Origin of the sequence: Streptomyces sp. Y20, from assembly GCF_043195475.1 — a bacterium.
Lineage (GTDB): Bacteria > Actinomycetota > Actinomycetes > Streptomycetales > Streptomycetaceae > Streptomyces.
On sequence record NZ_JBIDDP010000002.1, the window covers coordinates 434,789 to 452,858 of the forward strand.

The following is an 18,070-nucleotide window of genomic DNA, read 5'->3' on the forward strand; positions in this document are numbered from 1 at the left end:
GCCGCGATCCCCTACAGCCAGTCCCGCCGCTTGAACACCAGGTACAGGGCGGTGCACACCAGCGCCATCAGGCCGATCGCGAAGGGATAGCCGAACAGCCAGTGCAGTTCCGGCATGTGGTCGAAGTTCATGCCGTAGATCGTGCCGACGAGGGTCGGCGCGAACAGGATCGCCGCCCATGACGAGATCTTCTTGACCTCCTCGTTCTGTTCGAAGCCCGCCTCCGCCAGGGCCCGCATCTCCGCGTTCTGCTGCTGGGTGACCAGGGTCGCGTTGACGGTGAGGATCTCGGTGAGGGCCTGGCGGAAGCCGTCGACGCGTTCGCTGGTGTGCGTGACGTGGTCGGCCACGTCCCTGAGGTAGCGCTGGAGTTCCTCGTCGGTCTCGTATTTCGCGAACCCGGCCATCAGGCCGTGCAGCATGCCGACGAGGGGGCGGGTGGCGCGCTGGAACTCGACCATTTCACGGGAGAGTTCGTAGATGCGGCGGGAGACCTCGGGGTCGCCGCGGAACACCTCGGTCTCGATCTCGTCGATGTCGTTCTGGACGCCGGCCACGACGGGCGCGTAGCCGTCGACCACCGCGTCCAGGATCGCGTACAGCACCGCCTCCGGGCCGAGTGCCAGCAGCTCGGGTGCGTCCTCCATGCGGCGGCGGACCGCCGACAGGTCGGGGGCGTCGCCGTGCCGGACCGTGATCACGAAGTCGGGGCCGACGAAGACGTGCAGCTCGCCGAAGTCGACCTCCTCGGGCGCGTCGAGGTAGCGGGCGGCGCGCAGCACGACGAACAGCGTGTCGCCGTACCGTTCCAGCTTGGGCCGCTGGTGGGCCTCCATGGCATCCTCGATGGCCAGCGGGTGGAGGTCGAACTCGGCTGCCAGGGAATGGAGTTCGCTGCCGGTGGGCCGGGCGAGACCGATCCAGGCCATGCCCCTCGGCTGCGCGCGCAGCTCGTGGTAGGTCTCGGCCAGGGTGGTGGGTGAGGAGACGCGGACGCCGTCGCGGTAGAGCACGGCCCGTACGACGTCCGCCGGCTCGGCGGGGGACGGTGCGGGCGGCCCGGCGGTGGGGGGCTGGGGCGGGGTGAGGGCGCGGCGCCAGCCGGACCTGCGGCCGCCGTTCCTGCCGTTGGGTCGCTCGGGCATCGGCCGCCTCCCGGTGGTGCCCGCGCCGGGCGTGCTCACCCTGCGCGGCTACCAGCAGGATATCCGCGGCCCGCCGCGACCGGCGGAAGCCACGGTGCGGCCCGGGCGGAAACCGCGGACCGAAGGGGTCCGCGATCGGTGTCACCAGGCGGTCATGACGACGAACGGTGTGAGGTCGAACGGCGCGGCGGCCGTTCCGGTCCTCGGCGCCCGCGCCCTGGACCGTGCCACCCTCGCCCGGCAGCTCCTGCCGCACCGCTCCGGGCGGTTCGCCCTGGACGCGCGTGCGGCCTGCGGCAGGGTGCCGACCGCCTCGCCGCCGTGACGGCGCACCGGGCCCTGCCGGCCGACGGTTTCGTGACCGGCCTGGGGCGGCCCGGCCGGCGCCCTGGTCATCGAGCCGTCGGCCCCCTTGCCGGAGGCCGCACGCGAGGAGGTGGTCGAGGAGGGGGAGCGGCTGCTGCGCATGCCGCACCCGGGCCGGTCGTACGACATCCGGTTCGCCGCGGTCGGGGCGGTGCCGGACAGGGGCCTGTCGTTCGGACCATGCGCTCGCGGGGGCCGGTGCCGGGGAGAGGGGGGTTGGATGGGGGGCGTTGCGGGCCGCTCGTGGTGGCCCGCAACGCCCCCCGGCGGTTACCCGAGGAGTGCTCGGGAAGTCTTCCGGGTCACGAGTCGACCTGTGCGGTCACCAGGTCCGAGAAGGTGGCCAGCCGGGTGTAGACACCCGGGTAGCCCGCCTCCGCGCACCCCTCGCCCCAGGAAGTGATCCCTGCCAGGACGCCCCCGATGAGCAGGGGACCGCCGCTGTCGCCCTGGCAGGTGTCGACGCCGCCGGAGGTGTATCCGGCGCAGACCATGTCGGACTGGACGAAGTCCGAACCGTAGGAGGAACGGCAGCTGGAGTCGGCCACGACCGGGACGGTCGCGGTCCGCAGCTGGTTGGAGGAGCCGCCGTTCTCCGAGGTGGTGCCCCAGCCGAGGATCCGGGCCGTGGTGCCGGCCGCGTACACGCCCGTCTGGGTGGAGGAGACGTACGACGCCGGGGTGTACGGCATCGACGTGGACAGGGTCAGCACGGCCACGTCGTCGCCGTTGGTGGCGTCCGAGTAGTCCGGGTTGATCCAGATCTTGCTGACCTTGCCGACCGTGCCGTTGGTGCCGTTGAGGTAGGTCCGGCCGCCGACGACGCGGACGCCGGCGGTGGTCTCGCCGACCATGCAGTGGGCGGCCGTCACGACCTTCCTGGGCGCCACCAGGGTGCCGCCGCAGAACTGGTTCTGGGACGCGTCCGTGATCTGCATCATGAACGGGTACGCGGTCGTCGTGGTCGTCGTACCGCCGACGACGGGCTGGGGGGCGGCGCCCGCCGTGGGCGCCGCGAGCAGCGCGGTCGCGGTGGCGGCGGCGCTGGCCACCAGGGTCGCGGCGGTCTTTCTCACACGTAGGGTCCCGAACATGAGTCTCCTCAGTGGGGGTCGCACCGGTGGGGGGTCGCGCGGGCGTGGAGAGTGCATGGGGCGGGGTTCCCTGCTCGAGCCCGGTCGGGAGCTCGGGGAAGGGACCGACCCCCATGTGCCCGGGCGAGCGGTACGCCCTTTACGCTAGGACCCGGATCCCTCGGCTCCCAATGAGGGAACCCCCTAGGCGGTTGGGTGAGGGAAAACCCTCGGTCCGGCTCAGTTAACAAGGACGCTGCTCAGTTCGCGCGGTGACCTGCCGCCAATCGGACGATGTCGACGCGCGACCGGATCCCCAGCTTCCGGTAGACCCGGGTCAGGGTCGCCTCCACCGTCTTCACGCTGATGAACAGGCGGGCGGCGATCTCCCGGTTGGTGGCTCCCTCCATGACCAGCGCGGCCACCTGACGCTCCATCGCGGCCAGCCCGTCCAGGGCGTGCAGCGCCTCCGGCACGGCCGGCGCCACGTCCTGCTCGGGGGTGGTGAGTGCTTCGTCCACCTGGCGCAACCAGGGCAGCGCCCGGCAGCGCCGGAACATCCGGGCGGCCTCGTCGAAGACGCTGGCCGCACCGGTCCGGGGTGCCCCCTCGGCCGGGCGCCTGCCCCGCAGCCGGGCCAGCGCGAACGCGGCCCGCGCCTCCTCCAGGCCGTAGCCCAGCTTGCCGAGCCGGTCCTGAGCGGACGTCAGCTGGGCGAGCGCGGCCTCCAGGTCGCCCCGCGCGGCACGCACCAGGGCCTCGGACCGGTCGAGGACGGCGAGGACGCTCTCCCGGCCGAGCCGCAGCGCGTGCTCGCGGCTGACGTCGATGACGTCCTGCGCCTCGCCGGGCTCACCCGTGCGGACGAGCGCCTCGGCGAGGTCGCCCTGCCAGCGGCCCCGGGCCGGGTCGGTGATGCCGAGTGCCAGCTCCAGCCCGCGCACCCGGCGCAGCGAACGGACGGTGCCCGCCGGGTCCCCGGCCACCAGCTGGGCGTACCCGAGGGCGCCCAGCGCCCGTGACAGATACATCTGGTCGCCGTCCTCCTCGGCGTGCTCCACCGCCTCCCGGGCGAGCGCCAGCGCCCGGTCCACGTCGCCGCCGGAGGCCTCCGCGAGCGAGGTCAGCATCGCGGAGGCGGTCTCGCCGATGCCCGAGTCCCGGGCGAGCCGCAGGCTCTCGCGGGCCAGTTCCAGCGCGCGCCCGCAGTGCCCGGCCCGCAGTTCGGTCTCGGCGAGGCCGCGCAGGAAGTGCACCTCGCTCTCGACCGAGCCGCGCCGGCGGACCTCGCGCAGCAGCGCGGTGACCGTGGCCCGTGCCTCGGCCAGCTGGTCGCCCATGACGAGCCAGCGGAACCGGGCGCTGCCCGCGCCGTTGTGGTGCCAGGCGACCCGCGGGTCCTGGGGTTCCCGCAGGGCCCGTTTGATCGTGCGGGGCGCCTCCGGATGGCCCATCAGGGTCTCGGTCTGCGCCTGGAAGGCGAGGGAGAGCAGTTCGGTGCGCCGGTCGCCGCCGGACGAGGCCAGCCCGGCGGCGTGCGCGGCGGCCTCCCGGGCCTCGGTGAAGTCGCCCTCCACTATCAGCGCCCGCCAGGCCAGCTGGTAGTGGACGAGGGCGAGCAGCCGGGGGTCCTCGCCGGCGTCGGAGAGGGCCTGCGGGAAGACGGCGTCGACCTCGGCCATGGTGTGGCCGGCGCTGTCGATGACGATCATCCAGGCCCGCACCCGGTCGGCGGGCACGGTCGCCCGGGACAGCACCTCGCGGGCGATGTCCCGGGCCAGGTCGACCTCGCCGGCGGTGATCGCGTCCTCGGCGGCGTGGAGTCGGCGCTCCTCCTGCCGCGGTGTCCCCTCGGCGGGAGTGTGCCGGGCGGCGAGCAGTCCGAGCTGGGCGGCGACCGAGGGTGCGCCGCGGTCCCGGGCGAGGGCCGCGGCCTCGGCGAGCCGGGCGGCGACCCGCGGGTCGGTGCCGGTGGTGGCGAGGGCCAGGTGCCGGGCCCGTTCGATGGGGTCGCAGGCCGCGGTGGACAGCGCCGCGTGCGCGGCCCGCCGCTCCTGGGCGGGGGTCTCCGCGTACAGCGCGGCGGATATCAGCGGGTGCGCGAACCGTACGGCCGGCGCGTCGGGCTCGGTGGCCAGCAGCCCGAGTTCGGCGGCCTGGGCGCACTCGGCCTCGGCGTTGTGCCGGCCGGCCGCGTGCAGCAGCGCCTGGGTGGGCCGGGCGCCGGCGCTGGCCACCAGCAGGGTGCGGCGGGCCTCCACCGACAGCATGTCCAGGCGGCTGAGGACCAGGGCGCGCAGCGAGGTCGGTACCGGCAGCGGTTCGCCGGGGCGGGGCGGGGTGGGGCTCTCGGCGAGGGCGCGGCCCAGCTCCAGCGCGAACAGGGGGTTGCCGCCGCTGGTGCGGTGGATCTCGCGGAGCGTGGACCGGGACAGGCCGCCGTGGCCGCGGTGGCCGAGCAGCTGGGCGACCTGGACGCGGGAGAGCGGGCCGAGCCGGACGGCGAGGGTGTCCGGCGGGCACGAGTGCAGGTGGCGGTCGTACTCCTGGTTGCTCTGCCCTTCGGTGCGTACCGCGCAGAGCAGTTGCACCGGGGTGCCCTCCAGGCGCCGGGCGGCGAAGCCGAGCAGTTCGGCGCTGGCCGGGTCCAGCCACTGGAGGTCGTCGGCGACGATGAGGACCGGGCCGTCGGCGGCGAGGGCGCGCAGCGCGGAGAGCACGGCCAGGCGCAGGGCGAGGCCGTCGCGCTGGAGGCTGGACTCGCCGCGGCCGGTGAGCGCCGACTCCAGGGCGGTGCGCTGGGCGACCGGCAGGCGCGGGGCGATGTCGTCGAGGACCAGGCCGAGGAGGTCGGCGAGGGCCAGGAACGGAAGGTGGGATTCGGACTCCGTGGCCGAGCAGCGCAAGACCCTGCGGGCGGTGGCGCCGTATTCCTCGGCCAATGCCCGCAGGACGGTGGATTTCCCTATTCCGGCGGGGCCGTGGAGCAGCACACTGCCCCCGGAGGCGAGTTGCCCGCGGGCGCCGGTGAACAGCTCCTCGCGGCCGATGACCAGGTCGGGGCGGCACCTGGCAGGCTCCTGGAAGTCCCGTCGCACGGTCACCGCTCCCCTCGTGTGTCGTGTCCGGGCCAAATTCTAGGCAACGATCCTGGAAATTCGGACGGAAGCCGTGGTGAGGGAAATAACAAACGGTCACGCAGGGGGAAATTGAAAGCGCCGCCGCATGAATGGCAGGTTTCCTACCGGTCTCCGCGCTACGGCAGCAGTCCCTCCCTGCGGGCCGCGGTCACCGCCTCTCCTCGTGTGTGGGCGCCCAGCTTCCGCATCGCCGAGCGCAGATAACCCTTGACCGTCTCCGGCCGCAGACCCAGTCGTTCGGCCACCGCCGTGTTGGTGGCGCCCGCCGCCACCCAGGACAGCACGTCCAGCTCGCGTGGCGCCAGGGTCACGCCGCCGGTGCGTGGCGGCGCGGTCAGCAGCCCGCACGCGGTGAGGAGTTCGGCCCGCAGACCCGGGTCGGTGACCCGGGGGACCAGGGCCCGCAGCGCGGCATGTGCCTCGCGCACCTGTTCCCACCCCGCGCCCCGGCCGGCGCGGTCCGGCTCCGGCCGGGCCGCGGCCAGCAGCCCCCGCGTCTCGTCCCGCACCACCAGCGCCTGCTCCACGTCCCGCGCCGCCGCCACCGCCGCGTCCAGCGTGCGGTCGCCGAGCGGCTCGGCCGAGCGCAGCGCCCCGTACAGCACCCCGCGCACCCGGCGCCGGACCACGACCGGTACCGCGAGCACCGAGCGGATGCCCTCGGCGGCCACCGGCACGTCGTACTCGTGGCTGATCCGACGGGAGCTGGAGTAGTCCGTCACCGCGCACGGCCGGGCCAGCGCCACGGCCCTGCCGCCGAGCCCGCTGCCGGAGGTGACCGCGAGCGCGTGCAGCGAGGCCGTGGTCGTGCCGCTCAGCTCGCTGATGCGGATTCGCGGCCGGCCGGGTTCCACCAGCCCGCCGAAGGCGACCGGAAGCCCCGTCGCACGCCGCAGCCGTGCCAGCGCGCCACCGATCACCGCCTCGCTCACCGGGTCTACCGTCACCTTGTCCGCCCCTTCGGCAGTCCTCACCCCCGTTCGGGGGTAGTGAGACCTGCATCACGGATTAGACGATGCCGGAGAGCCGCCCGGCAATGGCCGGGGACATGGGAGGACAGATGACGACGGCGACCGACGCCTTCAGGGGTGCGAGGGACTTCCTGCTGCGGCACCGCGAGGACTACGCCACCGCCTACGACGGGTTCGCCTGGCCGCGGCCCGAGCACTTCAACTGGGCGCTGGACTGGTTCGACGTGATCGCCGACGGCAACGACCGGACCGCGCTGCACATCGTGGAGGAGGACGGCACCGGGACCCGGCTGTCCTTCGCCGAGCTGGCCGACCGCTCCAACCGGGTGGCCCGGTGGCTGCGCGAGCGCGGGGTCGCCGCCGAGGACCGCGTCCTCGTCATGCTCGGCAACCAGGTGGAGCTGTGGGAGACCGCGCTGGCCGCGATGAAGCTGCGCGCGGTCGTCATCCCGGCCACCCCGCTGCTCGGCCCCGCGGACCTGCGCGACCGGGTGGAGCGGGGCCGCGTGAAGCACGTGATCGTCCGGGCGGAGGACACGGCCAAGTTCGATGACGTGCCCGGCGCCTACACGCGGATCGCGGTCGGCGGCCTGCCGGAGGAGGGCTGGGAGCCGTACGAGGACGCCTACCCGGGCTCCGCCGAGTTCCTCCCCGACGGCCCCACCCTCGCCGACGACCCGCTGATGCTCTACTTCACCTCGGGGACGACCGCCCGCCCCAAACTGGTCGAGCACACCCACACCTCGTACCCGATCGGGCACCTGGCCACCATGTACTGGATCGGCCTGAAACCCGGTGACGTGCATCTGAACATCTCCTCGCCGGGCTGGGCCAAGCACGCCTGGTCCAACCTGTTCGCCCCGTGGAACGCCGAGGCGACCGTCTTCGTCGTCAACTACGCCCGCTTCGACGCGGCCCGGCTGATGGCCGAGATGGACCGGGCCGGCGTCACCACGTTCTGCGCGCCGCCGACCGTGTGGCGCATGCTCATCCAGGCCGACCCGGGCCGGCTGCGCACCCCGCCCCGTGAGGCGCTGGCGGCCGGCGAGCCGCTCAACCCCGAGGTCATCGAGCAGATCCGCCGGGCCTGGGGCGTGACCGTCCGGGACGGTTTCGGGCAGACCGAGACCGCGGTGCAGGTCTCCAACAGCCCCGGCCAGCCGCTGAAGGCGGGCTCGATGGGCCGTCCCGGTCCCGGCTTCCGGGTGGAACTCCTCGACCCGGTGTCCGGCGCGCCCGGCGTCACCGAGGGGGAGATCGCCCTCGACCTCACCGAGCGCCCGGTCGGCCTGATGACCGGCTACCACGGCGACCCGGACCGCACGGCCGAGGTCATGGCGGGCGGCTACTACCGCACGGGTGACATCGCCTCCCGCGACGAAGAGGGATACCTCACCTATATCGGGCGCAGTGACGACGTGTTCAAGGCCTCCGACTACAAGGTGAGCCCCTTCGAGCTGGAGAGCGCGCTGCTGGAGCACGAGGCGGTGGCCGAGGCGGCCGTCGTGCCCGCCCCGGACGAGCTGCGCCTCGCCGTGCCGAAGGCGTACGTCGTCCTGGCCGCGGGCTGGGAACCGGGCCCCGGCACCGCGAAGATCCTCTTCGAGCACTCCCGCAGCGTGCTCGCCCCCTACAAGCGCATCCGGCGGCTGGAGTTCGGCGCGCTGCCCAAGACCGTCTCCGGCAAGATCCGCCGCATCGAGCTGCGCGAGGCGACGGCCGCGGGCTCACGGAACGAGTACCGCGAGGAGGACTTCAGATGACGGTGACCCCTCAGCTGTCGTACGCCCACGGGACGGGCGCCACGGCCCTGCTGGGCGACACCATCGGTGCCGACCTCGGCCGGGCCGTGGCCGCGTGGCCGGACCGCGAGGCGCTGGTCGACGTCCCGTCCGGGCGGCGCTGGACGTACGCGCGGTTCGCCGCCGACGTCGAGGAACTGGCATGCGCGCTGCTGGCGAGCGGGGTGGCCCGGGGTGACCGGGTGGGCATCTGGGCCGTCAACTGCGCCGAGTGGGTGCTGGTGCAGTACGCCACCGCCCGGGTCGGCGCCGTCATGGTCAACATCAACCCGGCCTACCGCACGCACGAGGTGCGGTTCGTCCTCGACCAGGCCGGGATCTCCCTGCTGTTCGCCTCCCTGCGGCACCGGACGAGCGACTACCGGGCGATGGTGGAGGAGGTGCGGCACGCGTGTCCGCGGCTGCGGGAGACCGTGTACATCGGCGACCCGGGCTGGGACGCCTTCACCGCGCGCGGGGCGCACCCGTCGGACGCGCTGCGGGAAGAACTGCGGTCCAGGGAAGCCGCGTTGTCCTGCGACGACCCGATCAACATCCAGTACACCTCGGGCACGACCGGCTTCCCGAAGGGAGCCACCCTCTCCCACCACAACATCCTCAACAACGGTTACTTCGTAGGGGAGTCGGTCGCCTACACCGAGCAGGACCGGATCTGCGTCCCGGTGCCGTTCTACCACTGCTTCGGCATGGTCATGGGCAACCTCGCGGCCACCTCGCACGGCGCCTGCATCGTCATCCCGGCCCCCGCCTTCGACCCCGCGGCCACCCTGGACGCCGTACAGCGGGAGCGCTGCACGTCCCTCTACGGCGTCCCGACCATGTTCATCGCCGAGCTGAACCTGCCGGACTTCGCCGCCTACGACCTGACCTCCCTGCGCACCGGCATCATGGCCGGCTCCCCCTGTCCGGTGGAGGTGATGAAGCGGGTGGTCACTGAGATGCACATGGAGCAGGTCTCGATCTGCTACGGCATGACGGAGACGTCACCGGTGTCGTTGCAGACGCGGATCGAGGACGACCTGGAGCACCGCACCGCCACCGTCGGCCGGGTCCTGCCCCATCTGGAGGTCAAGGTGGTCGACCCGGCCACCGGGGTGACCCGGCCCAGGGGGACGGCGGGCGAACTGTGCACGCGCGGCTACAGCGTGATGCTCGGCTACTGGGACGAGCCGGGGAGGACGGCCGAGGCGATCGACGCGGGCCGCTGGATGCACACCGGCGACCTCGCGGTGATGCGCGAGGACGGATACGTGGAGATCGTCGGCCGGATCAAGGACATGATCATCCGGGGTGGCGAGAACATCTACCCGCGCGAGATCGAGGAGTTCCTCCACGCCCACCCCGCCATCCGGGACGTCCAGGTCGTCGGGGTGCCGCACGAGCGGTACGGCGAGGAGGTCCTCGCCTGTGTCATCCCGGCCGATCCCGCGGACCCGCTCACCCTGGAGGACCTCCGCTCCTTCTGCGCGGGCCGGCTCGCGCACTACAAGATCCCCAGCAGGCTGCGGATCCTCGACGCCTTCCCCATGACGGTGTCGGGCAAGGTGCGCAAGGTGGAGCTCCGGGAGACGTACGGGGTGTGAGACGGCGGGAGCCGAGCATCCGCCGAGTGCCCCACGGGTCCCGGACGAGCGCGCCGCAGGCGGTGTACTCGTCCGGGGCCCGTTCGGCGTGCCGGTGGCCGCGCCGGTGTGACCGGCGCCCGGTGGTCTCCTGTCCCGTCCCCTCTCTCCGCGCTCCCGGCCGGCGCTCGCCGCTTCCCGGACCACTCTTGACGCCCCTGCCCGGCACACCTACATTGCTTCCAGATAGTAGAAGTGTTTTTCCGTAATGCGAAATATTGCGGAAGGTCGACCACTGGAGACCGTGCTCGCCGCGGGGCGCGACGGGAGTACGCATCCGACAGCCGAAGCAGGAGTACTCGATGGCCCGTATGACCGCTGCCCGCGCGGCAGTTGAGATCCTCAAGCGCGAGGGCGTCACCGACGCCTTCGGTGTGCCGGGCGCGGCGATCAACCCGTTCTACAAGGCCCTCAAGGAGGGTGGTGGCATCAGCCACACCCTCGCCCGCCACGTCGAGGGCGCCTCGCACATGGCCGAGGGCTACACCCGCACCCGACCGGGCAACGTCGGCGTCTGCATCGGCACGTCGGGTCCCGCCGGCACCGACATGATCACCGGTCTGTACTCGGCCATCGGCGACTCCGTCCCGATCCTGTGCATCACCGGCCAGGCGCCGACGCACGTCATCCACAAGGAGGACTTCCAGGCCGTCGACATCGCCTCGATCGCCAAGCCGGTCACGAAGATGGCGGTGACCGTCCTGGAGGCCGCGCAGGTTCCCGGCGTCTTCCAGCAGGCCTTCCACCTGATGCGCTCGGGCCGGCCCGGCCCGGTCCTGATCGACCTGCCGATCGACGTGCAGCTCACCGAGATCGAGTTCGACGTGGAGACGTACGAGCCGCTCCCCGTCTACAAGCCGGCCGCGACCCGCGCCCAGATCGAGAAGGCGATCTCCTACCTGCTCGACTCCGAGCGCCCGGTCATCGTCGCCGGCGGCGGCGTCATCGGTGCCGACGCCGCCGACCTCCTGGCCGAGTTCGCCGAGCTGACCCGGACCCCGGTCATCCCCACCCTGATGGGCTGGGGCGCGCTGCCCGACGACCACGAGCTGAACGCCGGCATGGTCGGCGTCCAGACCTCCCACCGGTACGGCAACGCCACCTTCCTGGAGTCCGACTTCGTCCTCGGTATCGGCAACCGCTGGGCCAACCGCCACACCGGCTACAAGCTGGACGTCTACCGGCAGGGCCGCACGTTCGTCCACGTCGACATCGAGCCCATGCAGATCGGCAGGATCTTCCCGCCGGACTACGGGGTCGTCTCCGACGCCAAGGCCGCGCTCGGGCTGTTCGTCGAGGTGGCGAAGGAACTGAAGGCGGCGGGCCGGCTCCCGGACCGCTCCGACTGGGTGGCCTCCATCCAGGAGCGCAGGGCGACGCTGCTGCGCCGTACGCACTTCGACAACGTGCCGATGAAGCCGCAGCGCGTGTACGAGGAGATGAACAGGGCCTTCGGCCCGGACACCCGGTACGTCACCACGATCGGCCTCTCCCAGATCGCCGGCGCGCAGATGCTCCACGTCTACAAGCCGCGCCACTGGATCAACTGCGGCCAGGCCGGCCCGCTCGGCTGGACCATCCCGGCCGCGATCGGCGTCGCCAAGGCCGACCCGGACTCGCCGGTCGTCGCGCTCTCCGGCGACTACGACTTCCAGTTCATGATCGAGGAGCTGGCGGTCGCCGCCCAGCACAAGATCCCGTACGTGCACGTCCTGGTGAACAACGCCTACCTCGGCCTGATCCGGCAGGCCCAGCTCGGCCTGGACATCAACTTCCAGGTCAACCTGGAATTCGAGAACATCAACGCGCCCGAGCTGGGCGTCTACGGCGTCGACCACGTCAAGGTCGCCGAGGGCCTGGGCTGCAAGGCCATCCGCGTCACCGAGCCGGACCAGCTGGGCGCCGCCTTCGAGCAGGCGAAGAAGCTGGCCGCCGAGTACCGGGTGCCGGTCGTCGTCGAGGCGGTCCTGGAGCGGATCACCAACATCTCGATGAGCCGCACGATGGACATCAGCGACATCTCCGAGTTCGAGGACCTGGCCACCGAGCCGGGCCACGCGCCGACGTCGATCAGGCCCCTGAAGGTCTGACAGGCCCGGCACGGACAAGGGGCGGCCCGTCCACCAGGACGGCCGCCCCTTTCCCGTGCCCGCACACCGGCCGCCGGCCCCCGCCGCCCCGGCCGGGCGGGAAGCGGCCCCCCGTCGCCCGCGTCCCGCCCCACCGGGGGTCGGCGGCGTACGGTCCGTACGGCCTGCGTGACGCCCCCGTGCGGGGTCCGCCGCCCCCGTGTCGGCGGGCCCCGTGTGCCGATAATGTGCCCGATTGCAGGCGTAGTTGAAGCCCCCGCGGCGGTGTTCAGAGGTTGATTTGAGGTTGCGCGGCCCGCGTACGGCCGCTGCCGTACGCGCCGCCGCTCCGGCTCGTGGTCCTACGGCTCGTGCTCCGACAGCCCCGGCCAGTCGTCCGGCCCCCCGCCCTGCCACTCGATGAGATCGCTCTCCTCCACCTCGACGCGGTCCAGGTCGGTGAGCCGCAGGATCTCCACGACGTCGTCCAGATGGGACGCGATCCCGAGGATGACGTCCCCCTCGGTGACGCGCCGGGAGCCGTCCAGGGCGGGCGGGTGGACCACGATGTGCGGGTACTGCGTCGGATTGCCCATGGCTTCAGCGTGCTGCGGAAGCGGCGCCCGCGCACCCCGGGCCGGCCGGACCACGCGAAAGCGCCCCCTGGGGCCAGGGGGCGCTGCGGGCACCGTGTGGTGACCGTCCGACGGCGCGAGGCCGGGCGCGACAGGTCGTTCGCGCCGCCGGACGGGGTGGGCGGGCCCCGTGGGACGGGGCTGGGGGGACCGCGGTGGGAGCGACGGAGCCGGGCGCCCTTCCCTCTGGTCGAGAAGGGGGTCCGGTCCTTCACCACCGCACTGGCTCGCACGCCACCGCGGTCCCCGCCCTGCCCGCGCTCTCCGCCGGCGGCCACCCCTCATCGGGGCCGTCCGGCGTCCTGCGCGGGCCGCGTACGCGACCATGACCTCCAGTCAGATCCCGTACGCCGCTCGGTGATTGCCGGAATCAGTCCTCGCGCAGGGCGCGGACCGCCTCCTCCACGCGCTTGCCGTACTCGGGGTCGGCGGCGTGGAAGTGTGCCAGGTTCTTCTCGATCACGTCGTCGCGGGAGACCTGCGAGAGGCCGCCGGCGATGTTCGCGATCAGGCGGGACTTCTCCTCCTGCGACATCAGGCGGTACAGCTCGCCCGCCTGGAAGAAGTCGTCGTCCTTGGTGTGCTGGGGCGCCTCGTGGGTGCCCGAGTGGCCGTGCACGGCGAGGGGGGCCGACAGGGGGCGGCCGGTCTCCACCGGGCCGTCGTAGGAGTTCGGCTCGTAGTTCTTGGCGTGCCGGTCCTGCTGGTTGACGGCCATGAGGCCGTCGCGGCCGTAGTTCAGGGCGCCGCCCGGGACCGCCTTCGGCGCGTTCACGGGGAGCAGGGTGTGGTTGACGCCGAGGCGGTAGCGGTGGGCGTCGGCGTAGGCGAACAGGCGGCCCTGGAGCATCTTGTCCGGGGAGGGACCGATGCCGGGGACGAAGTTGTTCGGGGAGAACGCGGCCTGCTCGACCTCGGCGAAGACGTTGTCCGGGTTGCGGTCGAGGACCAGGCGGCCCACGCGCTGGAGCGGGTGGTCCCGGTGCGGCCAGACCTTGGTCAGGTCGAACGGGTTGAAGCGGTAGTCGGCCGCCTCGGCCGCCGGCATGAGCTGCACGTAGAGGGTCCAGGACGGGTGCACGCCCCGCTCGATGGCCTGGAGCAGGTCCGTCTGGTGGGAGTCGGGGTCCTGGCCCGCGGTCTCCCGGGCCTGCTCGGCGGACAGGCAGCGGATGCCCTGGTTCGTCTTGAAGTGGTACTTGACGAAGAAGGCCTCGCCCGCGGAGTTCGTCCACTGGTAGGTGTGCGAGCCGAAGCCGTCCATGTGGCGGTACGACGCCGGGATGCCGCGGTCGCCCATCAGCCAGGTCACCTGGTGCGTGGCCTCGGGGGAGTGGGCCCAGAAGTCCCAGACGTTGTCGGGTTCCTGCCGGCCGGTGAACGGGTCCCGCTTCTGCGAGTGGATGAAGTCCGGGAACTTGATCGGGTCCTTGATGAAGAACACCGGGGTGTTGTTGCCGACGAGGTCGTAATTCCCCTCCTCGGTGTAGAACTTCACGGCGAAACCGCGCGGGTCACGGACGGCGTCCGCACCGCCGAGGGAGTCGGCGACCGTGGAGAAGCGCACGAACACCTCGGTGCGCTTGCCGATCCGGTCGAGGAAGTCGGCGCGGGTGAAGCCGGTGACGTCGTCCGTCACCTCGAAGTGGCCGTAGGCGCCGGAACCACGGGCGTGCACCACACGCTCCGGGATGCGCTCGCGGTTGAAGCGCGCGAGCTTCTCCAGCAGGTGCTGGTCCTGGATCAGGAGCGGGCCGCCTGCGCCGGCGGAGGCGGAGTTCTGGTTGTCGGCGACCGGGGCGCCGGACTCTGTCGTCAGCACGCGCTTGGACATCGGGGACCTTCCGTGCGGTGGCACTTCCGTGCGAGTGGCAGCGGAAATCTTCTTCCGCTTGGTGGAGCCTAGAAGTGGGACATTCGAGCGTCAACAGTTTGTTGAAGTTGATTCCGGGCCGCGGCACCGCCTGGGCGCGACAGGACAGGTGTCAGCGGCACCGCGGCCCGGAAGTCTTGTGCGACCGGTCAGGCCTGGGCGCCGGACAGGCGCTCCACGGCGCGCAGCAGGGCCGAGTGGTCCAGGCCGCCGTCGCCCTGGGCGCGCAGTGACGCGACCAGCTGGGCGACCACGGCGCCCACCGGCAGGGCCGCGCCGACGGTGCGGGCGGCGTCGGTGACGATGCCCATGTCCTTGTGGTGCAGGTCGATGCGGAAGCCCGGCTCGAAGTCACGCGCGAGGAAGTTGTCCTTCTTGCGTGTCAGCACGGTGGAGCCCGCCAGGCCGCCGTTGAGGACGTCCAGCGCGGCCTTCAGGTCCACGCCCGACTTCTCCAGGAAGACCACGGCCTCGGCGCACGCCTGGATGTTCACGGCGACGATGAGCTGGTTGGCGGCCTTCACGGTCTGGCCGGAGCCGTGCGGGCCGCACAGCACGATGGTCTTGCCGAGCGCCTCGAAGACCGGTTTGGCCTCGTCGAAGTCGGCCTGCCGGCCGCCGACCATGATGGACAGGACGGCCTCCACGGCGCCGGCCTCGCCGCCGGAGACGGGGGCGTCCAGCACCCGCAGGCCCTTGTCCTCGGCGGCCTTCGCCAGGTCGACGGAGGTCTGCGGGGTGATGGACGACATGTCGATCAGCAGGGCGCCCCGGCGGGCGTTCTCCAGGATGCCGTCCGGGCCGTAGGCGATGGCCTCGACCTGCGGGGACGCGGGAACCATCGTGATCACCACGTCGGCCTCGCGCACGGCCTCGGCGATCGAGGAGGCGGCCGTGCCGCCGGCGGCGGCCAGGCGGTCCAGCTTGTCCTGCTCCAGGGTGTGGCCGGTGACCCGGTAGCCCGCCTTGATCAGGTTCTCGGCCATGGGGGAGCCCATGATGCCGAGGCCGATCCACGCGATCTCGGGGAGGTTGCTCATCTTCGGGGTGCCTCTCTCACTGCTCTGCAAGGTCGGGGGTTCGGCGCGCCGCGCGCGGCAGCCACTCGAAGGCCTCGGCGCTCGGGCGGTCGCCGGGCTTGTACTCCAGACCGACCCAGCCGTCGTAACCGGCCTTGCCCAGCCGCTCCAGCAGCTCCGCCAGCGGGAGCGCACCCGTGCCGGGGGCGCCGCGGCCGGGGTTGTCGGCGATCTGCACGTGCCCGGTCTTCGCCGCGTACCGGTCGATGACCGCCGGCAGGTCCTCGCCGTTCATGGACAGGTGGTACAGGTCCATCAGGAACTTGGCGTTGCCGAGGCCCGTCGCCGCGTTCACCCTGTCGACGACGCCGACCGCGGCCGGTGCCGACACCAGCGGGTAGAGCGGCGACTCGGGCTTGTTGAGGGCCTCGATCAGCAGGACCGCGCCGACACGGTGGGCGGCCCGGGCCGCCAGGACCAGGTTCTCCAGGGCGAGCGCGTCCTGCTCGGCCGGGTCGGCGCCCTCGACGCGGTTGCCGTACAGCGCGTTGAGCGCCTTGCAGCCCAGGGCGGCCGCGAAGTCCGCCGCCACGTCGATGTTGGCGCGGAACCGCTCCGACTCCTCGCCGGGCACCGACAGGGCGCCGCGGTCCGGGCCGGGCAGCTGTCCGGCGTAGAAGTTCAGCCCCGTGAGCCGGACGCCCGCGTCCTCGATCGCCTGCTTCAGGGCGTCCAGGTCGGACCGCCCGGGGGTGGGGGAGTCGATCCAGGGCCACCACAGCTCGACCGCGCCGAAGCCCGCCGCGGCGGCTGCCGCGGGGCGCTCCAGGAGCGGGAGTTCCGTGAAGAGGATCGACAGGTTGACGTCGAAGCGCTGGTCTGTGGTCGTGCTCCACTCAGAACCTGGCATTCGGGCCGCGCTCCCTTCCGTGGTCGTTATTCCGTATTACGGAAGTTCGTTTCTGCGTAATGGAAGATTGCCGTTGTGTGTCGCCGCTTGTCAAGGGGGGCCGGGCGCGGAGTCCGGCAGGACTGCCCAGGAATCGCCCCGCGCGTTAGGTTGAGCCCGTGCGATTGAGAGTGGAGTTCACGACCGAACCCTTCGACCTGGACGAAGCGCCCGCGCATGCCCTGGTGGCGCGGGAGGTCATCGAGACGGCCGGGCTGGACGCCGTCGACGTCGGCCCGTTCGGCAATACCGCCGAGGGGGGAGCCGACCGGGTGCTCGCCGCGGTGGACGCGCTGCTGCGCAAGTCCCTCCAGGCCGGCGCGACCCGGGTCTCGCTCCAGGTCAACGTGATCGACGACGGGATCGGGGAGGAGGGGAGGTGACCGGGGACGAGCCCTTCATCGCGGCCGTGAAACCGCTGGTCGACGCCATGGGCGGGGAGATGCTCCCACCCGACGAGGCCGGCCCCGAGGACGTCGTCCTCGCCTGGCAGGGCGCCGACGTCGTCGCCGTACGCCTGCCCCAGCTCGCCGACTCCCTCGACCACATCCTCGCCGCCATGGAGCGCAGGCAGGGCCGGCCGCTGGCCGACCTGGACCGCAAGGCGAAGCAGGAGGTCGTACGGATCCTGGAGGCGCGCGGCGCGTTCGCCGTGCGGCACGGCGTGGAGACGGTGGCGGGCGCGCTCGGCGTCAGCCGCTTCACCGTCTACAACTACCTCAACCGGGAGAAGGGCGCCTGACGGGCCCGGGGCGGGGGCCGATGGACCGCCCGGGCCCGGTCCTCTCTTGTTACGCGGAATTTTCAACAAAGTGTTGACGTGATGTTTCCGAGGGCGTTAGCTATCGGCAGCCCGTTCAGCACGACGGCCCATCGTGGCCACGGAGGCTCCCGTGACGTCGACTTCCACGCCCCCGGGTCTGGCCCGGTTCAACGCCCTGGAGGAGCCGGCGGCCCTCGCCGCCCTCCAGGAGGCGTGCGCCTCCACCGAGTGGGCCCGGCGCCTGACCGCCGCCCGTCCCTACACCACCGTCGAGGACCTCTGCGCCGCCAGCGACGCCGCCATGGCCGAGCTGACCACCGCGGACCTGGAAGAGGCGATGGCCGGGCACCCGCCGATCGGACGGCCCCGGCCCGGCGACCCGACCTCCGCCCGCGAACAGCGCGGCATGGCCGGGGCCTCCGCCGTACTCAAGGCGGAGATGCTCGAACTCAATCTGGCCTACCAGGAGAAGTTCGGCCACGTCTTCCTCATCTGCGCCACCGGCCGGACCGCCGAGCAGATGCGCGACGCGGTAAAGGAGCGCATCGGCAACGCGCCGGAGCAGGAACGGGAGATCGTCCGCACCGAGCTGGGGAAGATCAACCGCATCCGACTGGCCCGACTCGTCGAAGAGGACGCCTGA

At 72.2% G+C, this 18,070-nt stretch carries 15 protein-coding genes; 7 read left to right on the forward strand and 8 right to left on the reverse strand.

The genetic code is table 11. The annotated features are described in order from the left end of the window. Nucleotides 1-11: 11 nt before the first annotated feature. Entirely contained in the window at nucleotides 12-1,145 is a 1,134-nt protein-coding gene (locus ACGFT1_RS06950; RefSeq protein WP_373907987.1) for a magnesium and cobalt transport protein CorA, read from the reverse strand. A gap of 154 nt (nucleotides 1,146-1,299) precedes the next feature. Between ACGFT1_RS06950 and ACGFT1_RS06955 the strand changes: the two genes are divergently transcribed. Beyond that, the gene (locus tag ACGFT1_RS06955; RefSeq protein WP_373907988.1) at nucleotides 1,300-1,470 is read left to right on the forward strand and encodes a hypothetical protein; all 171 of its coding nucleotides are present in this window, start codon (nucleotides 1,300-1,302) and stop codon (nucleotides 1,468-1,470) included. A gap of 343 nt (nucleotides 1,471-1,813) precedes the next feature. Here ACGFT1_RS06955 and ACGFT1_RS06960 read toward each other — a convergent pair whose 3' ends face one another. The 3 genes from ACGFT1_RS06960 to ACGFT1_RS06970 all read right to left on the reverse strand — a co-directional run bounded on the left by ACGFT1_RS06960 (nucleotide 1,814) and on the right by ACGFT1_RS06970 (nucleotide 6,671). Next, on the reverse strand, nucleotides 1,814-2,605 hold the full coding sequence (locus tag ACGFT1_RS06960; RefSeq protein ID WP_373907989.1) for a trypsin-like serine protease: 792 nt from the start codon (nucleotides 2,603-2,605) through the stop codon (nucleotides 1,814-1,816). A 239-nt stretch (nucleotides 2,606-2,844) separates the two neighbouring features. Continuing rightward, the gene (locus ACGFT1_RS06965; RefSeq protein ID WP_373907990.1) at nucleotides 2,845-5,688 is read right to left on the reverse strand and encodes an AAA family ATPase; all 2,844 of its coding nucleotides are present in this window, start codon (nucleotides 5,686-5,688) and stop codon (nucleotides 2,845-2,847) included. 152 nt (nucleotides 5,689-5,840) lie between these two features. Continuing rightward, nucleotides 5,841-6,671: a response regulator transcription factor gene (locus ACGFT1_RS06970; protein ID WP_373907991.1), complete on the reverse strand. Its 831-nt coding sequence runs from the start codon at nucleotides 6,669-6,671 to the stop codon at nucleotides 5,841-5,843. A 113-nt stretch (nucleotides 6,672-6,784) separates the two neighbouring features. Between ACGFT1_RS06970 and ACGFT1_RS06975 the strand changes: the two genes are divergently transcribed. The 3 genes from ACGFT1_RS06975 to gcl all read left to right on the forward strand — a co-directional run bounded on the left by ACGFT1_RS06975 (nucleotide 6,785) and on the right by gcl (nucleotide 12,209). Continuing rightward, nucleotides 6,785-8,458: an AMP-binding protein gene (locus tag ACGFT1_RS06975; protein ID WP_373907992.1), complete on the forward strand. Its 1,674-nt coding sequence runs from the start codon at nucleotides 6,785-6,787 to the stop codon at nucleotides 8,456-8,458. Then, a complete protein-coding gene (locus ACGFT1_RS06980) occupies nucleotides 8,455-10,080 on the forward strand; it encodes an AMP-binding protein (RefSeq protein ID WP_373907993.1) in 1,626 nt (541 codons plus the stop codon). The genes ACGFT1_RS06975 and ACGFT1_RS06980 overlap by 4 nt, the downstream gene beginning before the upstream one ends. A gap of 341 nt (nucleotides 10,081-10,421) precedes the next feature. Then, nucleotides 10,422-12,209, forward strand: coding sequence for a glyoxylate carboligase (gcl, locus tag ACGFT1_RS06985; protein WP_373907994.1), 1,788 nt, complete (start codon nucleotides 10,422-10,424; stop codon nucleotides 12,207-12,209). Nucleotides 12,210-12,550: 341 nt separating this feature from the next. On the opposite strand, the gene ACGFT1_RS06990 is transcribed toward gcl, so the two are convergent. The 4 genes from ACGFT1_RS06990 to ACGFT1_RS07005 form a co-directional block, all read right to left on the reverse strand. Next, a complete protein-coding gene (locus ACGFT1_RS06990; protein ID WP_356816793.1) occupies nucleotides 12,551-12,784 on the reverse strand; it encodes a hypothetical protein in 234 nt (77 codons plus the stop codon). A 409-nt stretch (nucleotides 12,785-13,193) separates the two neighbouring features. Then, on the reverse strand, nucleotides 13,194-14,657 hold the full coding sequence (locus tag ACGFT1_RS06995) for a catalase (protein ID WP_373907995.1): 1,464 nt from the start codon (nucleotides 14,655-14,657) through the stop codon (nucleotides 13,194-13,196). Between the two features lie 188 nt (nucleotides 14,658-14,845). Then, nucleotides 14,846-15,736, reverse strand: a complete 891-nt coding sequence (locus tag ACGFT1_RS07000; protein ID WP_373907996.1) for a 2-hydroxy-3-oxopropionate reductase — start codon at nucleotides 15,734-15,736, stop codon at nucleotides 14,846-14,848. 16 nt (nucleotides 15,737-15,752) lie between these two features. Next, complete coding sequence (locus ACGFT1_RS07005) at nucleotides 15,753-16,625, reverse strand: TIM barrel protein (protein WP_373907997.1); 873 nt, start codon at nucleotides 16,623-16,625, stop codon at nucleotides 15,753-15,755. A gap of 158 nt (nucleotides 16,626-16,783) precedes the next feature. Between ACGFT1_RS07005 and ACGFT1_RS07010 the strand changes: the two genes are divergently transcribed. The 3 genes from ACGFT1_RS07010 (at nucleotide 16,784) to uraD (ending at nucleotide 18,070) form a co-directional block, all read left to right on the forward strand. Beyond that, nucleotides 16,784-17,047, forward strand: a complete 264-nt coding sequence (locus ACGFT1_RS07010; protein ID WP_373907998.1) for a thiamine-binding protein — start codon at nucleotides 16,784-16,786, stop codon at nucleotides 17,045-17,047. A gap of 47 nt (nucleotides 17,048-17,094) precedes the next feature. After that, on the forward strand, nucleotides 17,095-17,406 hold the full coding sequence (locus tag ACGFT1_RS07015) for a helix-turn-helix domain-containing protein (protein ID WP_373908233.1): 312 nt from the start codon (nucleotides 17,095-17,097) through the stop codon (nucleotides 17,404-17,406). Between the two features lie 151 nt (nucleotides 17,407-17,557). Then, nucleotides 17,558-18,070, forward strand: a complete 513-nt coding sequence (gene uraD / locus ACGFT1_RS07020) for a 2-oxo-4-hydroxy-4-carboxy-5-ureidoimidazoline decarboxylase (RefSeq protein ID WP_373907999.1) — start codon at nucleotides 17,558-17,560, stop codon at nucleotides 18,068-18,070.